This is a genomic window from Pyrinomonas sp. (assembly GCF_040289685.1).
Taxonomy (GTDB): Bacteria; Acidobacteriota; Blastocatellia; order Pyrinomonadales; family Pyrinomonadaceae; genus Pyrinomonas.
On sequence record NZ_PSLQ01000004.1, the window covers coordinates 49,603 to 66,706 of the forward strand.

At 62.5% G+C, this 17,104-nt stretch carries 15 protein-coding genes; 13 read left to right on the top strand and 2 right to left on the bottom strand.

The window, feature by feature from the left end; translation table 11 throughout:
- Window positions 1-152: 152 nt before the first annotated feature.
- On the bottom strand, window positions 153-986 hold the full coding sequence (locus C4334_RS02055; protein ID WP_352430417.1) for a TPM domain-containing protein: 834 nt from the start codon (window positions 984-986) through the stop codon (window positions 153-155).
- Between the two features lie 563 nt (window positions 987-1,549).
- Entirely contained in the window at window positions 1,550-2,335 is a 786-nt protein-coding gene (locus C4334_RS02060; RefSeq protein ID WP_352430418.1) for a ZIP family metal transporter, read from the bottom strand.
- Between the two features lie 303 nt (window positions 2,336-2,638).
- Between C4334_RS02060 and C4334_RS02065 the strand changes: the two genes are divergently transcribed.
- The 13 genes from C4334_RS02065 to ftsA all read left to right on the top strand — a co-directional run bounded on the left by C4334_RS02065 (window position 2,639) and on the right by ftsA (window position 16,980).
- A complete protein-coding gene (locus C4334_RS02065) occupies window positions 2,639-3,079 on the top strand; it encodes a division/cell wall cluster transcriptional repressor MraZ (RefSeq protein WP_352430419.1) in 441 nt (146 codons plus the stop codon).
- Window positions 3,080-3,137: 58 nt separating this feature from the next.
- Complete coding sequence (rsmH, locus tag C4334_RS02070) at window positions 3,138-4,100, top strand: 16S rRNA (cytosine(1402)-N(4))-methyltransferase RsmH (RefSeq protein ID WP_502943381.1); 963 nt, start codon at window positions 3,138-3,140, stop codon at window positions 4,098-4,100.
- A gap of 29 nt (window positions 4,101-4,129) precedes the next feature.
- Window positions 4,130-4,495 carry a hypothetical protein gene (locus C4334_RS02075; RefSeq protein WP_352430421.1) on the top strand — a complete coding sequence of 122 codons (366 nt, stop codon included), beginning with the start codon at window positions 4,130-4,132 and terminating at the stop codon, window positions 4,493-4,495.
- A 116-nt stretch (window positions 4,496-4,611) separates the two neighbouring features.
- Window positions 4,612-6,621, top strand: coding sequence for a PASTA domain-containing penicillin-binding protein (locus tag C4334_RS02080; RefSeq protein WP_352430422.1), 2,010 nt, complete (start codon window positions 4,612-4,614; stop codon window positions 6,619-6,621).
- A gap of 89 nt (window positions 6,622-6,710) precedes the next feature.
- Window positions 6,711-6,920 (top strand): hypothetical protein, encoded by a 210-nt coding sequence (locus C4334_RS02085; RefSeq protein ID WP_352430423.1) that lies wholly within the window; start codon window positions 6,711-6,713, stop codon window positions 6,918-6,920.
- 32 nt (window positions 6,921-6,952) lie between these two features.
- Complete coding sequence (locus C4334_RS02090; protein ID WP_352430424.1) at window positions 6,953-8,407, top strand: UDP-N-acetylmuramoyl-tripeptide--D-alanyl-D-alanine ligase; 1,455 nt, start codon at window positions 6,953-6,955, stop codon at window positions 8,405-8,407.
- A 9-nt stretch (window positions 8,408-8,416) separates the two neighbouring features.
- Entirely contained in the window at window positions 8,417-9,550 is a 1,134-nt protein-coding gene (mraY, locus tag C4334_RS02095; RefSeq protein ID WP_352430425.1) for a phospho-N-acetylmuramoyl-pentapeptide-transferase, read from the top strand.
- A gap of 2 nt (window positions 9,551-9,552) precedes the next feature.
- Entirely contained in the window at window positions 9,553-10,935 is a 1,383-nt protein-coding gene (murD, locus tag C4334_RS02100) for a UDP-N-acetylmuramoyl-L-alanine--D-glutamate ligase (RefSeq protein ID WP_352430426.1), read from the top strand.
- A gap of 20 nt (window positions 10,936-10,955) precedes the next feature.
- A complete protein-coding gene (gene ftsW, locus C4334_RS02105; RefSeq protein WP_352430427.1) occupies window positions 10,956-12,143 on the top strand; it encodes a putative lipid II flippase FtsW in 1,188 nt (395 codons plus the stop codon).
- 2 nt (window positions 12,144-12,145) lie between these two features.
- Window positions 12,146-13,249 carry an undecaprenyldiphospho-muramoylpentapeptide beta-N-acetylglucosaminyltransferase gene (gene murG, locus C4334_RS02110; protein WP_352430428.1) on the top strand — a complete coding sequence of 368 codons (1,104 nt, stop codon included), beginning with the start codon at window positions 12,146-12,148 and terminating at the stop codon, window positions 13,247-13,249.
- A 68-nt stretch (window positions 13,250-13,317) separates the two neighbouring features.
- Window positions 13,318-14,745 carry a UDP-N-acetylmuramate--L-alanine ligase gene (gene murC, locus C4334_RS02115; RefSeq protein WP_352430429.1) on the top strand — a complete coding sequence of 476 codons (1,428 nt, stop codon included), beginning with the start codon at window positions 13,318-13,320 and terminating at the stop codon, window positions 14,743-14,745.
- Window positions 14,742-15,710: a cell division protein FtsQ/DivIB gene (locus tag C4334_RS02120; RefSeq protein WP_352430430.1), complete on the top strand. Its 969-nt coding sequence runs from the start codon at window positions 14,742-14,744 to the stop codon at window positions 15,708-15,710. The genes murC and C4334_RS02120 overlap by 4 nt, the downstream gene beginning before the upstream one ends.
- A 7-nt stretch (window positions 15,711-15,717) precedes the next feature.
- Window positions 15,718-16,980: a cell division protein FtsA gene (gene ftsA / locus C4334_RS02125; protein ID WP_352430431.1), complete on the top strand. Its 1,263-nt coding sequence runs from the start codon at window positions 15,718-15,720 to the stop codon at window positions 16,978-16,980.
- Window positions 16,981-17,104 lie beyond the last annotated feature (124 nt).

Genomic DNA, 17,104 nt, shown 5'->3' on the forward strand with positions numbered 1-17,104 from the left:
CGGAGCCATATAGGACCACCGAGACGAGATTGGTGCTATGCGTCTCGCTCAGATCTTCGACGAAACCGCGCAGGATGTTATCAACGCGAGCGCTCATGATCGGTCCATCATCGAAATAGTTTCCGCAAACTTCGGTCCAGCCTCCGGTCCTATCACCAACTGCCACCAGCACCGCCGCCGCCGAAATCGCCGCCGCCGCCAAAGCCGCCGAAACCGCCGCCGCTGCCGAAACCGCCGCCACCGCCCCATCCGCTGAAACCGCCGCCGCCCCAAGTCCATCCAGTTGAACGGCGGATGCGGCTTCCGCTGCCGAACGAGCGCCCGAGAAAGAGCAGAGACAAGCAACCGCTGAGCGGTCCGCCGGCGATGAGCAGCAGAAAGAAGATCAGAAAAACGATGGCGCAAAGAGAAAAGACCGAAAGAGGTTGCCCCTCGGTTCTTCGCTCGGACGCTCGATAAGCTTGGCTTCGATCGATCCCTTCCATGTCGAAGCCACGTTTTTCAGCCAAGGTCGCGATGATCCCTTGCACCGCCACCATGATCCCTTCGCCATACTGGCCTTGGCGAAAGTACGGGCGCATGCGCCGCCCGATCTCGCCGACGAGCCCGTCGGGGAGATCGCCTTCCAAGTGGCGGCTCACCTGAATGAAGTACTTTCGATCATCGACGGCGATGAGCAACAACAGACCGTTCTTCTCACCCTCGGGCGAACCGATGCCCCAAGTGCGGGCCAGTCGTAACGAATAATCGAAGATGTCTTCGTCGCCTGTGGTCCGCACGGTGACGACGGCGAACTCGATGTCAGCGCGTGCTTTGAGGTTGCGCAAAATGGTTTCAAGGCGCTCTCTGGTCGGTTGGTCTATGACTCCAGCAAAATCGTTGACGTAACCGACCGGCGAGGGAAGCTCGGCCCGTTGCGCGCGCGCTGCAAGCTGCAGCCCGAACGCAAGGAGCAGGGCGAGCGGAAAGGCGCGAATTCGGCGCATCGCCAAAAGAATATAGCAGCAAATCCGCCGATAAGCACGTCTCTTGCGGCAGTTCTTCAGCGCGGACACAGAAAGAGAGCGCGCGCTCGCGGAGGCGCTGGACCAGTCGCCTACGCTCGTCTGGAGCGAGTCGCCAAAAAGGCCGAAGAGAACTCTTCACTGTAATCCATCCGACGAAGGAGAACTCGCATCGTCGGGCGCTAAACGGGTCAAAGCTAACAGGGCTTTTCGTCAACCGGACTGGCCAGTGCGAGCGAACTCGATTCAATCGGCCTGGCATAAAACAGAAAGCGCTTCAAACGTCGCCGCTTGCCCGGCCAGTGGACGTTCTGGTCCGGTTAGCTAAAGACTCGTTGCAAACCGACACTGCTCGCGGCGAAATGCCCGGCATAGCCAAGATCAAGTCGCAAAGCTGCTACGTGGGCGCGAACGTTGCAACTCGTCTCACATCGGCTTGGTCCAGTTCAATCAAGATCCGTCGCAGGCACGTGCGGCAAGGCGGGCTTCTTCGGCCCGCTTCGGTGAAGCGGGATTGCGTTCAGCGCGCGCATGAATTCAGCAAATCAACGTTCGCCGACGAGCGCGTGCAGCAGGTAAAAGAGCGCGACGCCGACGAAGACGACCACCGACGTTAGCGGGTTCTTCTCTTCCATGTGATTGACTTCCGGGATCAAGTCGCTGGCTGCTACGTAGAGCGTCACGCCCGCCGAAAAGGGCAGCGCGTAGGCCACCAGCGCCGAAACGTGCGCCTGTGCAATGGCGACGCTCATCACGCCCAGCAGCGTCGCCGCGCCGATCAACAGCGTGGCCCACTGTGCCTTGCGGCGCGTGCGCCCCGAAGCGAGCATGATCGAGGCGGCGGTGAAGCCTTCGGGCGCCTTGTGCAGCAGGACAGCGATGAAAACTAGCAGCCCAACCCTGAAGTTGACTGAAAAAGCGGCGGCAATCGAAACGCCGTCGAAGAATGTATGAATCGATAATCCGCCAATGGCCGCGTAAGCCGCCGTCGGGCGGAGCAGCCGCTCAGGGTGCGTCTCGGCGCCGAAGTGGAAGTGTGGCGCGATGGTGTGTTCGAATAGATGTATCAATAGGTAACCGGCAAGCAGCAGCGTTGTTGCTTGCAACACGGCGTGGGGCGAAGATCCGCGCTCGCGCTGCCATAGCTCAATCGCCGCCGGAACGACTTCGACGAAAATCGCTGCCAACATGAAGCCAGCGCCGAGGGCAATCAAGAAACGGAGAAGTCGGGCGTTGCGCGCCAGCGAGGCTGAGGAGGTCACTAGCAACCCGCCGAGCAGGTTCGCTGCGGCGAGCGCTAGGCCGAAGAGCAAGTAACTGGAGTAGCTCATCAGCAGTCCGATCTAAGTCTAAGGAGACGACAAAGAGAGCAACTATACAGGATCGACGGACGGTTTGCCACCAGCCTGCGGATGGAGCGACGAGCGTTTGTTGAACGGCGTCGAGTACACCATTTCGTGCTTAAGCGAGCAAATCAAATTTCCTCTTGACAGCGCTTGGAAGACCGACGTACTATGCGCGGCGGGTGGAAGAAAGTGGTCTAAAGTGGGCTTTCTTCCTGAGCTTGGCGGCGAAGCTTAAAGTTCTACTGTAAGTTTTAAGCAGATGGCGATCCAACCCGGCGGCGAAGGTCAATGTTACGAGGCAATTACACGGCGCGCTTGGACCCCAAGGGGCGGCTCAAAGTGCCGACGGCCTTTCGCCGGTACATTGAAGAGAAGTACGGCGTGGAGTTTTACGTGACCAGTTTAACGGGCGAAGCGGCACGCCTTTACCCCTTGCCCGAATGGGAGGCGATTGAACAGCGGCTGGCGCTGCTGCCTTCAATGGACCCGGCGCGGCGCAAGTTCTTGGAGCGCACTAACTACTACGGGCAGCAAACGAGCATGGATGGGCAAGGGCGCGTTCTCATTCACCCGCTGTTGCGGCGAAGCGCCAACCTCTTAGGCGAGGTCGCCGTGCTCGGTTACTTGAGCTACTTGGAAGTTTGGGATCGCGAGCGATTTGAGCAGCGTTTGATGGCCGAACCCTACACGGCGGAGGATGAAGCGGCCATCGCGAGACTGGGGATCTAGGCGATTCCAACGTGAGGCGGCAGCGGTCGGTCTAGGCCGCTGCGGCGGAACCGAAGCGATGCCACGCGAACAGTTCTTTGCATCGGATCACGGGGCGAGTCAAAGCGTGGCGTCCGTTGGGGGCAGGGACGAGCGACATCGCCCCGTGTTGCTTCAGGAGGCGCTTCGGGCGCTAGCCCCAGAACGCGGCGGCTGGTTCTTCGATGCGACGGTCGGCGCGGGCGGGCATGCCGAGGGGGTGCTCGAAGCGTCTGCTGAAGCGCGTCTGATCGGCGTTGATCGTGACCGCGAAGCTTTGCGCGTGGCCAGCGCGCGCCTCGCTCGTTTTGGCGATCGCGCGCGACTGGTGCACGCCGACTTTCGCGATATCAGGCGCGTGCTCGAAGCGGCGGGCGTGAGCGCACTGGCGGGCGTGATCGCCGACTTGGGGGTTTCGTCGTTGCAGCTTGACGCGCCGGAGCGCGGTTTCAGCTTTCGCTTCGATGCGCCGCTCGACATGCGCATGGATGTCGGGAGCGAGGCGCAGACGGCTGCCGAGCTACTAGCCCGGCTGTCCGAAGCCGAGATCGCGCGTTTGCTTCGGGAGTATGGCGAAGAGCGTCGGGCACGGCTCATCGCGCGCGCGATCGTTCAGCGTCGGCGCGGCGGCAAGCCCGTGCAAACTACGCGGGAGTTGGCCGAGCTGGTCGCTGCGCTCGTGCGTGGCGGCAAAGGGCGCACGCATCCGGCAACGCGCGTCTTTCAAGCGTTGCGCATCGCTGTCAATCGCGAGCTCGATGATCTGGACCAGTTCATCATGCAAGCGGCCGATCTTTTACAACCAGCGGGGCGTCTGGTCATCATCAGTTTCCACTCGCTGGAGGATCGCATCGTCAAGCGGACCTTTCGGCAGCTCGCCGCCGCAGGTCGCGTTGAGTTGTTGACCAAGCGTCCAATCGTTCCGACGCCGGAAGAGACGCGCGTGAATCCGCGCGCGCGCAGCGCAAAGCTACGCGCGCTGCGCAAAGCAGATCAATGGTGATGCCGGAAAGAGACCGGGGAGCGAAAGCGGTGAGAAGAATGCCACAGCCCAATCGCAATTTCGCTGTGCGGCGAGAGTGGGACTGGTGCGCTTGTCGTCGTTTGGCGCTATGGACTGTAGGCGGATTCGTGTTGGTCATCGGATTCGCCTATGCTACAACGCAGCATTTTGCCGCGTTGAGGCTGGGCTACGAAACGGAGTTGTTGCGCGAGGAGCGAGCGCGATTAGCCGAAGAGCGCCGCCGTCTGCTCCTTGTCCTCGCCGAAACTGGCTCACCGCAAGCCATCGAACAGGCCGCCCGCGCGCAAGGCATGGAGCCAGCGCGCGCTTCGCAAATCGACCGCGCGGTAACTGCGCCGACGTGGGTCGGCGCGGCCTCGACTTTCGGGCGCTGAGAATTGGGCTCGCCCTCAGCGTGAAACCGACTCTCCCCAACTGGCGAGCCTAAACAACGGGACGTTTGAACGGCGCTTCCCGCGCGACGGATTTCACGCGAAAGCGGCAGGTCGCTATGCGCAAAGGCTCGGCACGCACATCCAGCCGCCCTGATGTTGCCCGACGGCGCACGTGGCTCGTCTTCGGATTCTTTCTTTTCTGGACGTGCCTCATCGCCGGACGTTTGATCTATCTCCAACTAATCGCGCACGAGACGTTGGCCGCGCGCGCGCGCGCGCAGCGAATAGCCGAACTGGAGTTGCCGCCGTTGCGCGGCACCATTGTTGACCGGCAGGGACGCGAACTTGCGCGCAGCGTCGAAACGGACTCCTTTTTCGCCGTGCCTGACGAGATAGCTGATCCCAAAGAGGTCGCCCGGCATCTTGCCCAGATCATCGGCGTGGATGCAGACGAGTTGGCCGCGCGTCTGGCGCGCGCGCGCGATCAAGGGCGACGCTTTGTCTGGGTAGCGCGCAAGCTTGACGAAGCGCAAGCCGAGAAGCTGCGGGCGTTGAACCTGCGTGGTGTTTATGCGCTCAAAGAGCCGAAACGTTTCTACCCCAACGCGACGCTCGCCGCTCACGTGCTCGGTTTCGTCGGGCTGGATGAACAGGGCCTGGCCGGCGTCGAACAATTTCAGAACGCTTCGCTGGCAGGCAGGGAGGGGCGCGTTTTGGTCGAACGCGACGCCCATCGGCGTCCGTACCGCAGTTTGGAAGAAGCCGCGGGCGAAGGGAGCACAGTGGTGCTGACGCTGGACCAGACCGTGCAGCATTGGACTGAACAGGCGTTGCAGGCGGCGGTCGAGCGCAGCCGAGCGCGCGCCGGCACGGCCATCGTGCTCGATCCGAAGACGGGGGAGATCTTGGCTTTGGCCAATGCGCCGAGCTTTGATCCGAACCGCGCTCACGCGCTTGCGCCTGAAGCGCATCGCAACGAAGCGTTGCAGAACATCTACGAGCCGGGGTCAACCTTCAAGATCGTCTCGTTTGCTGCTGCGCTCGAAGAGGGAGTGGCCCGGCCCGATGAACGCATCGACTGCCAGATGGGCTCCATCGTCGTAGCTGGGCGCACCGTGCGCGATCATCATCCGTTCGGTATATTGACGCTCACCGAGGCGCTCGCCAAATCTTCCAACGTCGCCGCGATCAAGCTCGGTTTACGCGTCGGCCACGAGCGGCTTTACGATTACATCCGCCGCTTCGGTTTCGGCGAAAAGACGGGCGTTGAGCTTCCCGGCGAGACCGCCGGGCTGTTGCGTCCCGTTCGACGTTGGCAACCGAGTTCCATCGGTTCGATCGCCATCGGGCAGGAGATCGGTGTGACGCCGCTGCAAGTGGCAGCGGCGTTTGCTGCCGTCGCCAACGATGGCGTGCGCGTCGCTCCGCATCTGGTGCGCGAGGTCCGCGCGAGCACTGGTGCCGTGGTTCAGCGCGCCGCGCCCGCTACGACGCGCGTCATCAGCGCCGAGACGGCGCGCGCCTTGCGCGGCATGTTGGAGATGGTGACGCTTCGCGGAACGGCGACGCGCGCGCAACTCGATGGTTACACGGCGGCAGGCAAAACTGGCACGGCGCAAAAAATCGATCCGCAAACGCGCGCCTATTCGCCAACCAAACACGTGGCCTCTTTCGTCGGCTTCGCGCCCGTTTCCGATCCGCAAGTGGTCATCATCGTCGTGATTGACGAGCCGCGCGGCGCGTATCATGGCGGCGAAGTGGCGGCGCCCGTCTTTCGCGAGATCGCCGAGCGCGTGCTGCCATACCTGAACGTGACGCCTGATGCGAACCCGCGCCCGTCTGCCGACGCGCCGTTCTTGGCCGCGCGCGCCGAACGATCGGCGCAAAAGATGCCCGAGGAGATCGAACGGCAGGGCGAGCTTGTGCTGGCCCAGGCCGAGGGAGCAGCGTTTGCCATGCCCAACTTGCGCGGGCAAAGCGTGCGCGATGCTGCGCGCGTTTGCGCCCAATTGGGCTTAGCGCTTGAAGCCGAGGGCGAAGGTGAGGCCGTCTTGCAAGAACCGGCGGCTGGCACGCCTGTGCGTGTCGGAAGCCGCGTGCGCGCCGTTTTCGCGCGCGCTGAGTAAGGGGGCGTCCGAAGCGATCGGATGATGGATTCAAGGCGGGAATCTTCCATGGGACTTTTGGCGACGTTTCGCATGAGCGGGCAAGATCCATGACGCAAAACTCGCACGATAAAATCCACCGGGAGGAATTGAAGCGGCGAATCGAAGATTGTCGGTTGCGCGTGCGGCGCGCGCGCCTCGCTCGAAACCACGCCAAAGAGCGTGACTTCGAACGCGCGCCTACAGACGAAGGCGAAGAAGTTCGCTGCGAAGATGAACTGGACGCAAGATCGGTGATCGCGGTCGGCGTGTTACAGTGAGCGCTGGATGGTCGCCGTTCGGGAGAGAAGTTGTGAGGCTCGCAAAAGCAGCGCAATTGATGGGGGCAGACGAAGCGGTCGGCGTCGCGCCCGACGCCGACGTGACCGGGTTCGCTATCGATTCGCGCGCCGTTGAGCCGGGCCAGCTCTTCTTCGCTTTGTCGCCCGAAGACTACCGGCGTCATTGCTTCACGGCGAAGGAGTTCAGCGATGCGCACCAGTTCATTCCGGAAGCGCTATCGCGCGGCGCATTGGCTGCCGTCGCGCGTCGCGCGCGCATCGCTGAGGACGAAGAACTCCGACGTTTGCGACACCGCTTGTTGCTCGTCGAGGACGTGATCGACGCGCTACAGCGTCTTGCACGCAACGTCGTCACTGAGTGGGGCGGGCCAGTGGTCGCCATCGCTGGCAGCGCCGGAAAGACGACCACCAAGGATTTGACGGCGCTGGTGCTGCAGGTCGCGGGCAAAAGGGTGATCAAGAGCCTAAAGAACTTCAACAACGAGCTCGGCGTTCCGCTCTCCATCTTGCAAATGGAATCCGGCGGGCGCCGCGCCGCCGATTTTGACGTCGTCGTGCTGGAGATGGGAACCTCGATGCCGGGCGAGTTGGATCGCTTGGCGCAGATCGCGCCGCCTGATATCGCCGTCGAGGTTTGCGTCGGGCCGGAACACCTAGAGTTCCTCGGCACGATCGAAGATGTGGCGCGCGAAGAGAGCGCTTTGGTGCGACGCTTGAAAGCTGGCGGCACGGCGGTTCTCAATGCCGATGATCCGTGGGTGAGCGGCATGCGTCGGCTTCATGTCGGGCCAGTGTTGACCTTCGGATTGAACGAGCCGGCAGATGTTGTGGCCGAAGAGGTCACGCGCGTGCGATTGGATCTCGCGCGCTTCCGGTTGCGAACGCCGCTCGGCACGGCCGAGGCGACGCTGCCGCTGCCCGGTCGGCACAACTTGACCAACGCCTTGGCAGCGGCGGCGGTTGCGACCTGTTTCGGGATCAGCCCGGCGCGCATCGCCGACGCTCTCGCTTCTGCTGCGCCATCAGAGATGCGCGGCGAGGTCTTGCGCTTCGCCGCAGGGTTCACCATGATCGATGACTCTTACAATTCAAATCCGGCTTCGCTGTTGGCGATGGCGCGGGCCGTGGCGGAGGCCGAGGCGACGCGGCGCATCGTGGTCGCTGGCGAGATGTTGGAACTCGGTCCCGATGCTGCGGCGATGCACCGCGAAGCGGGACGCGAGATCGCGCGTTTGGCGGTCGATGCGTTGTGGGGCGTGCGCGGGTTGGCGCAAGAACTGGTCGCCGGCGCGCGCGCGGAGGGATTGGCAGAAGCGCGCTTCTTCTCATCGGTCGAAGAGGCGGCAAAATCCTTGTGTGAGGCGTTGCGTGCGGGCGATCTGGTGCTGGTCAAAGGATCGCGCGGCGTGCGCACGGACAAGATCGTGGCGGCGGTGAAAGCGAGGTTCGAGCTGAAAGACGAGTGACGAGCGAAGATGTTCTACTATCTCTTTTACGAGTGGCTCTATCGCAGCTTACAGGCGCACGAGGAGTCATATTTCGTCAAAGCGCTCAACGTCTTTCAGTACATCACCTTTCGCACGGCTTACGCTGCCGTCACGGCGTTGCTGCTTTCGTTGTTGCTCGGCAAACCTGTGATCCGGTGGTTGCGCGAATGGAACATCGGGCAGCAGATTCGCCAGGAGGGGCCGCAGTGGCACATGTCGAAGCGGAACACGCCGACCATGGGCGGCGTGTTGATCGTCGGTTCGGTGCTGGTTTCAACGCTGCTTTGGGGGCGACTTGACAACCTGTACGTGTGGGTCGCATTGGGGGCGACGACGCTCTTTGCCGCAATTGGGTTTCTCGACGATTACCTGAAGATCAAGCGGCAACAGAGCCTTGGCTTGACCGGTCGGCAAAAGCTGCTCGGTCAACTGTTTGTCGCCGCTTTGGTCTGGGCAGTGCTCTACTTTTGCACGGAGTACGCGTGGAACGTCAACGTGCCGTTCTTCAAGGCGACGGCGGACCCGAATCCGCGAACGAGCATCAGCTACATCGGGCCCTATCTTTATCTACCGTTCATCGCGCTCGTGCTGCTCGGCACGTCGAACGCCGTAAACTTGACCGATGGCTTGGACGGATTGGCGATCAGCGTGACGTTCATCGCGATGGCGGCGTTGACGGCGTTCACTTACGTCACCGGTCACGCCAGATTTGCCAATTACCTTGGGTTGACGCACCGACCCGAAATCGCCGAGCTGACCGTCTTTTGCGGCGCGATGGCTGGCGCGAGCCTCGGCTTTTTGTGGTACAACGCGCCGCCAGCCGAAGTCTTCATGGGCGACGTCGGAAGCTTGGCGATCGGCGGTGCCATCGGCACGGTGGCCGTGTTGACTAAACAGGAGTTCATGCTCTTGATGGTCGGCGGCGTCTTCGTCATCGAAGCGCTGTCGGTGATGTTGCAAGTTTTCTCGTTCAAGATGACGCGGCGGCGCATCTTCAAGATGGCGCCGTTGCACCATCACTTTGAGATGCTCGGCTGGCGCGAATCCAAGGTCGTCTTTCGCTTTCTGATCTTGGCGATCCTGTTTGCGCTGCTCAGCCTTTCGACGTTGAAGTTGCGCTAGAGATGGAGCTTGCAGGCAAAAAGGTGCTCGTGCTCGGCGCTGGGCGTAGCGGCACGGCGGCGGCCCGTTTTCTCGTCGCGCGCGCATCGCGTGTCGCGCTGAACGACCGCAAGCCACTCGAGGAGTGGAGCGCCGAGGCGCGCGCGCTCGAGGCTCTGGGCGTCAAGCTCTTTTCGGGCGACGTGCCGCAGTGGTTACTGGACCACATCGATCTGCTCATCGTCAGTCCGGGCGTGCCGCCCAAAAACATCGCCGTCCGCTATGCTGAACGAGCTGGCGTCGAAGTCATCGGCGAAGTCGAACTCGCCTTTCGTTTCTTGCGCGGCCAGCTGATCGCCATCACCGGCACCAACGGGAAGACGACGACCACGGCGTTGGTGGGCCAGTTGCTCGCCGACGCGCGCTTACCCGTGCAGGTCGGCGGCAACATCGGGACGCCGCTCATATCGCTCATCGATACGTCGCGCGACGACGGCTGGACCGTTGCCGAGATCTCGAGTTTCCAACTGGAGACCACGGACCGTTTTCACCCGCGCGTCGCCTCGGTGCTCAACATCACGCCGGATCACATGGACCGGTACGAAACTTTCAACGATTACGCGGCGGCCAAGCACCGCATCTTTCGGCGGCAAAACGAAGAGGACTGGGCTGTGTTGAACGCCGACGATGAGGTAGTCGCTTCGTGGGCCAGCGGGCTGACGGCGCGCAAGCTCTTCTTCAGTCGGCGACGCGAGGTGGAACAGGGCATCTTCTTGCGCGAGCGCACGCTGGTCGCGCGTCTCGATGGCCGCGAACGAGCGTTGTTGCGTGCGGATGAACTCGTTCTGCGCGGCGCGCACAACGTGGAGAACGTGATGGCCGCGCTCTGCATGGGCTACGCTTGCGGCGCGCCGTTTGAGTCCATGTGCGAAACGGTACGCCGGTTCAGCGGCGTCGAGCACCGTCTGGAATTGGTCGCCGAAGCGAAGGGCGTGCGCTTTTACAACGATTCCAAAGCGACCAACGTCGCTGCGGCGGCGAAAGCTTTCGAAGCCTTCACCGAAGAGGCGGGGCGCATCGTCGCTATCATGGGCGGGCGCGGCAAAGGGGCGCCGTATGCGCCGCTTGCGCCATTGATCGAAAGCAAAGCGCGTGCGCTCGTGCTCATCGGCGAGGATGCTGAACGGATCGCAAAGGAGCTGGGGCCGCACGCTCCGGCGGTCGAGCGTGCGGCTGACATGCGTGAGGCGGTCGCGCGCGCCTTTGCGTTGGCGCAGCCGCAGGACGTCGTGCTGCTCGCTCCAGCATGCGCTAGCTACGACATGTTCGCGGATTTCGAGGACCGCGGGCGAGCTTTCAAGGCAGCGGTTCGAGAGTTGCTGGACGGGACGGCGGATCGAAAGTAAGGAGGGCGCATAGGCCAAAGATGGCAAGACGATTGCGAGTGGATGAATGGTTGTTCGCGGCGACGGTCGGTCTAACGCTGTTCGGCGTCGTGATGGTCTACAGCGCTTCGGTGGTGGTCGCTGCCGAAGAGCAGAGCAACCCTTTCCACTACTTGGTTCGGCAAGCCTTATGGGCGATGCTTGGATTGGGCGCGATGCTCTTCGCCATGCGGTTCGACTACGAACGATTCAAAGATCGGCGCCTCGTTTACGGTCTGCTGGCGGTGGTCATCGCGTTGTTGTTCGCCGTGTTCGCTTTTCCGCGCGTCAACGGGGCGCATCGTTGGATTCGTCTGTTTGGCTTTTCGGTGCAGCCGTCGGAGCTAGCGAAGCTCGCGCTGGTGCTCTTTTTAGCGCGCCACTTGGAGCGGCACGCGGGCGAAGAGCACAGCCTGCGCGCCTTTATCCCGTGTGTGCTGGTCACAGGCGCATTGGCGTTGTTGATCGTCGCCGAGCCTGATCTCGGCACCGCTCTGATGCTCTTGGCGACCTGTTTGATCCTCTGTTTCGTCGCTGGCCTGCGCGCGCGCTATCTGTGCGCGTTGCTCTTTCCGGCGATGATCGGGTTCGCGGCGTTGCTCGTCTTGGTCCCGTGGCGCATGCGACGGTTGATGGCTTTTCTCGATCCGTGGGCCGATCCGCAAGGCGCAGGTTATCAAGTGGTTCAATCGCTCATTGGTCTCGGTTCCGGCGGAGTACACGGTCTCGGGTTCGCTCAAGGGAAGCAGAAGATGTTCTTTCTGCCTTTCTCCCATTCGGATTTCATCTTCGCCGTCGTCGGCGAGGAGCTGGGATTGGTCGGAACGCTCGCCGTGCTGATGACCTTCCTGCTGTTTGGCTGGCGCGGCGTGCGCGCGGCGCTCAACGCGCCGGATCGTTTCGGGCTGCTTTTGGGCATCGGCATCGTCGGGCAGATCCTGACACAGGCGCTCTTCAACATGAGCGTCGTCCTTTCGCTCGTGCCGACCAAGGGCATTCCGTTGCCGTTCGTTTCGTCCGGCGGTTCGTCGCTCGTGCCGCTGCTCTTTTCAGTCGGCATGCTGCTGAACATCTCGGCGCGCTGTCGGGCACAGCAGCGCAAAAGCCCAAGCGAGTTCTCATCGGCTGATTTTGGCTCTTTGAAAACATCTGCGCGGACGCCATGGCGATGGCAAGTCAAAGGTTCGTGAAGATGCGCGTCCTGATCGCTGCCGGAGGCACGGGCGGTCACATCTACCCGGGGATCGCGGTGGCCAAAGAGGTTTTGAGACGCGATCCGCGCGCGCGCGTGCGCTTCGTCGGGACGCGGCGCGGGTTGGAAGCGCGCATCGTCGTGCACGCCGGTTTCGATCTCGATCTGATCGAGATCGGCGGCCTGAAGTCGGTGGGGATGAAGGCGCGTTTGCGCAGCCTTTGGCAATTGCCGAAGAGCATCTTGGCGGCGCGCCGTCTGATCCACGATTTCCGGCCCGAGGTGGTCGTTGGCACGGGCGGGTACGTCGCTGGCCCAGTGCTGTTAGCCGCTTGGTCGTTGCGCATCCCGACGTTGGTGATGGAATCGAACGCGCTACCGGGGTGGACCAATCGCGTGCTGGCGCGGTTTGTGAGCGCGGCGGCGGTGACATTTGAAGAATCGCTCCCGTTCTTTCACGGCAAAGCGGTTGTCACCGGCAATCCCGTGCGCCCCGAGTTCTTTGACATTCCGCCCAAAAGGCGCGATCCTTCTCGGTTTTCGCTCCTCGTCTTCGGCGGGTCGCAGGGCGCGCGCCCGATCAACCAAGCGATGGTCGCGGCGCTTGATCATCTCGCGGACAGTCGCGCCGTCTTGCGCATCCTGCATCAGACGGGAGATGCCGATTACGATTGGGTGCGCGCCGAGTACGAACGACGCGGATGGCGGCAGCGCAGCGACGTTCGTCGTTACATCGACGATATGGTGGCGGCCTTTGCCGAAGCCGATTTGATCGTCTGTCGGGCTGGCGCGACGACGAGCGCGGAATTGGTCGCCGCTGGCAAAGCGGCGATCATGATCCCGTTCCCCTTGGCGGCCGACGATCATCAGCGGCGCAACGCTGAGGCGTTGGAACGAGCTGGAGCGGCGCGCATGATCTTGCAACGAGAGCTGACGGGGGAACGCTTGGCTACCGAGATCACCGAGTTGATGAAGGACCCGGAACGGATCACGGCGATGGAACGAGCGAGCCGACGGTTGGCGCGCCGCGATGCGGCGGAGAAGATCGTCGATTTGATGGAGAAGCTGGCGACCGGCGCGCGCCCCGTCGGCGCTGGAACGTGAGCGGGAAGGCGCAAGCGACGGCGAAGGGGCGCGTTGCGCGAGCTTTGCGAAACCGAGGTTGAAACGAAATGTTTCGGCGCATTCAACACGTGCATCTGGTTGGCATCGGCGGAAGCGGCATGTCCGGCATCGCGGAAGTTCTGGTCAACCTCGGTTTCCGCGTCTCCGGATCGGACCTGAAACGATCGGACGTGACCGACCGTTTGGCGAATTTGGGCGTGGCGATCTACGAGGGGCACGCGCCGGAGAACATCGGCGGCGCGCAGGTGGTGGTCCGGTCGAGCGCTGTGCACGACGATAACCCGGAGATCATCGAAGCGCGACGTCGTTCGATTCCGGTCATTCCACGGGCCGAAATGCTCGCCGAATTGATGCGGCTGAAGCCACACACAGTCGCCGTCGCCGGATCGCACGGGAAGACGACGACGACTTCAATGATCGCCACAGTGCTCGGTCATGCCGGTCTGGATCCGACGGTGATCGTCGGCGGCGTCGTTACCTCTTTCGGCTCGAACGCGCGACTCGGCAAGAGCGATCTGATGGTGGTCGAAGCTGATGAAAGCGACCGCTCTTTTCTGTTGTTGACGCCGACCATCGCGGTCGTCACCAACATCGATCGCGAACACATGGACCACTATCGCGACATGACGGACGTGCGCACATGCTTTACCGATTTCGTCAACAAAGTGCCGTTCTACGGCGCAGTGGTGCTCTGTCTGGACGATCCACACGTGCAGGCCGTCATCCCGCAAGTCGAGCGGCGGCGGATCACCTACGGATTGAGCGCGCAGGCGGACGTTTCGGCGCACGCCATTCGGTTCAACGAAAATTTCGGTTCGCGCTTCGCCGTCTGGCGCGAGGGCGAAGCGGTGGGCGAAGTGGAGTTGCATGTGCCCGGACTGCACAACGTTTACAACGCGCTGGCAGCCGTCGCGGTCGGTTTCGAATGGGGCGTGCCGTTTGATGTGATCGCGCGCGCGCTCGGGGAGTTCGCAGGCGTGCAACGCCGCTTCCAGTTCAAGGGCGAAGCGGCTGGCATCATCGTCGTCGATGATTACGGCCATCACCCGACGGAGATCCGCGCTACGCTCAAAGCGGCGAAGGCGGGAGCCGAAGGACGACGCATCGTGGTCCTCTTTCAACCACATCGCTATACGCGAACGCAAGATTTGATGGACGAATTCGCCCGATCCTTCAACAACGCTGATGTGCTGCTAGTGACGGATATCTACGCGGCAGGCGAAGATGCCATCGAAGGCGTGACGGCAGAAGCGCTGACCGAAGCGATCAAGCGTTTCGGTCACAAAGATGCGCGGTACATCGGCCCGCTCGAAAGCGCCGCCGAAGCCCTGCTCGATGAAGCGCGCCCGGGCGATATGGTGATCACGCTCGGCGCGGGCAACGTCTATCGCGCGGGCGAACGGTTGCTCGACTTGCTGCGAGCGCGCGAAGAGGAAGGGCGAGTAGATCGCAACGAGGAGCGACGACGAAGTTGAGCGCAGTCAAAGAACAACTCATTTCACCGCGCGCGCGCCACGCTTCGCCGCGCAGCGCATCGGCGCAACGTCCAGCGCGGCGTGCGCGCGCGGCGTCGCGCAGTGGCGCATGGTCGGAACGCTGGAGCGCTGCCGCGCCGTGGATCGGCAAGGCGCTCATCGCAGCGGTGGCAGGCGTGTTGCTCTTCATGGCCTATAGGGCAGCGACGTCTGCTTCCATCTTTCAGCTTGCGCGCGTTGATGTGGAAGGCGTGGCGCGAACTCCGCCCGACCAAGTGCAGGCGGTAGTCAGAAACGCGGTCGGGCGCGACGGCGTTTGGCGCGCTGATGTCTGGGGCATCAAGCGAGAGATCGAAAAATTGCCGTGGGTGCGCGAAGCGGTCGTCTCGCGCGTGTTGCCCTCCGCCGTGCGCGTGCGCGTGCGCGAACGCACGCCGTTTGCCGTCGCCCGCATCTCTTCGGGGCGTTTCGTTTGGGTCGATGAAGAGGGGGTGCTGCTCGGGCAATTCGCTCCGACGGACGAGATGCCGCCCTTTCTCGTGCGCGGTCTAGACGAAGCGCCCACCGAGGCGGCGCATCGCAGCAACCGCGATAGGCTCGCGCGTTATCGCGAGATGCTGGATGAGTGGCGCGCGCGCGGGTTGATCGAGCGCGTGAGCGAAGTCAACCTTGAAGATTTGCGCGACGTGCGAGCGCAGCTTGCAGGCGAAGATGCTGGAATCGAAATTCGTTTGGGCGGACGCGACTTCGGCCTGCGGTTGGAGCGCGCGCTGAAGGCTTTGACCGAGATGCGCCAAGCTGGGCGCGAAGTCGTCAGTTTGGACGCGACGCAAGATCGGCGCATCGTCGTCGGTCTGGCTTCGGGAGCGCGTTTGCCGAGCGATGGACAACAAGATCGAGGGCGCGTTGAGCGGGGCGCAAACGAAGCCAAGCGCAAGGCGAGCGACGGTCGAAGGGAGGAATAAGGAGCTGATGGTGAAACGCGCGACGCACACGGTCGGTTTGGATATCGGAACGAGCCGCATCTCGTGCATCATCGGCGAACCGGGCGAGACCGGCTTATTGGAGATCGTCGGCATCGGCGAGGCCGAATCGCGCGGATTGCGCAAAGGCGTGGTCGTCAATCCGGAAGCGGTGGTCGATTCGATCATTCGCGCCGTTGAAGAGGCTGAGCGCATGAGCGGACTTGAGGCCGAGGCGGTGACCATCAATCTCGCTGGCACGCACATCATGGGACTGAACGGTCAAGCGGTGGTCGCCGTTTCGGGGCGCGACCGCGAGATCTCCGCCGATGACGTGCGCCGCGCGATCGATTCGGCCTGCGCAGTACAGCTTCCCGCCGGACGCGAGATCGTCGATCGCCTGCCACAGGAGTTCATCGTTGACGATCAAGATGGCATCAATGATCCGGTCGGCATGATCGGCGCGCGTCTCGCCGTCAAGGTCCACATCATCACCAGCCCGATGACGGCGCGACAGAACGCGATCAACGCCGTCAATCGCGCTGGGTTCAGGGTCGATGACATGGTGCTCGGTCAACTGGCCGCTGCCGAAGCCGCTTTGACCGAAGAAGAGAAGGAGTTCGGCGCAGCGCTCGTCTCCATCGGCGCTGAAACCACCGGCTTGATCGTTTATCAACGCAATGCCGTGCAGCACACGGCGGTTTTCGCCTTGGGTGGGGCGCACTTTACCAACGACATCGCCTTCGGTCTGCGCACGCCCGTGCCCGAAGCCGAGAAGATCAAACGCGCTTACGGATATGCCTCAAGCGCCAGTCTGCCGGACGGAGCAAGAGGCGAACTGATCGAAGTGCCATCGGTGGGCGGACGTCCGCCGCGGCAACTGTCGCGGCAGATACTATGCGACATCCTGCAACCGCGCGCCGAAGAGGTCTTGATGCACGTTGCCGACGAAATACGCGAGGCTGGCTGGGAGAGGCAACTTTCAAGCGGCGTCGTGTTAACAGGCGGCGGCGCATTGCTCGGCGGCATGGTCGAGATCGCCGAACAGGTCTTCGATGCTCCGGTACGAATCGGTTACCCGGAGCGTGATCGCTTCGGCGGTCTCGTTGAGGATATACAAAGCCCGCAGTGGGTGACCGCGGCTGGATTGTGTTTGATCGCGCAACGTGCGCAAGACCGCGAGGCGCGCGCGCTTGCGGCAGCGCGCCGCGGCACAACGCGCTTGACGCATCTTGTGTCACGTTTTCGTGACCGTTTCAGTGGCATTTTCTGACAATTTGTTGTATGCTCCCGCGCCAGCGAGCACAAGATATTGGCCTCAAGATATGGCCGCTTGCAGCGCGAGAGGTACAAGATGAGCGATTTTCGGACGAGGCTCGAATTCGGGGCGAGATTTC

Bases quoted from the DNA above. Each gene is read 5' to 3' on its own strand.
- C4334_RS02055 (WP_352430417.1), bottom strand. From the start codon at position 986: ATGCGCCGAATTCGCGCCTTTCCGCTCGCCCTGCTCCTTGCGTTCGGG.
- C4334_RS02060 (WP_352430418.1), bottom strand. From the start codon at position 2,335: ATGAGCTACTCCAGTTACTTGCTCTTCGGCCTAGCGCTCGCCGCAGCG.
- C4334_RS02065 (WP_352430419.1), top strand. From the start codon at position 2,639: ATGTTACGAGGCAATTACACGGCGCGCTTGGACCCCAAGGGGCGGCTC.
- rsmH (WP_502943381.1), top strand. From the start codon at position 3,138: ATGCCACGCGAACAGTTCTTTGCATCGGATCACGGGGCGAGTCAAAGC.
- C4334_RS02080 (WP_352430422.1), top strand. From the start codon at position 4,612: ATGCGCAAAGGCTCGGCACGCACATCCAGCCGCCCTGATGTTGCCCGA.
- C4334_RS02085 (WP_352430423.1), top strand. From the start codon at position 6,711: ATGACGCAAAACTCGCACGATAAAATCCACCGGGAGGAATTGAAGCGG.
- mraY (WP_352430425.1), top strand. From the start codon at position 8,417: ATGTTCTACTATCTCTTTTACGAGTGGCTCTATCGCAGCTTACAGGCG.
- murD (WP_352430426.1), top strand. From the start codon at position 9,553: ATGGAGCTTGCAGGCAAAAAGGTGCTCGTGCTCGGCGCTGGGCGTAGC.
- ftsW (WP_352430427.1), top strand. From the start codon at position 10,956: ATGGCAAGACGATTGCGAGTGGATGAATGGTTGTTCGCGGCGACGGTC.
- murG (WP_352430428.1), top strand. From the start codon at position 12,146: ATGCGCGTCCTGATCGCTGCCGGAGGCACGGGCGGTCACATCTACCCG.
- murC (WP_352430429.1), top strand. From the start codon at position 13,318: ATGTTTCGGCGCATTCAACACGTGCATCTGGTTGGCATCGGCGGAAGC.
- ftsA (WP_352430431.1), top strand. From the start codon at position 15,718: ATGGTGAAACGCGCGACGCACACGGTCGGTTTGGATATCGGAACGAGC.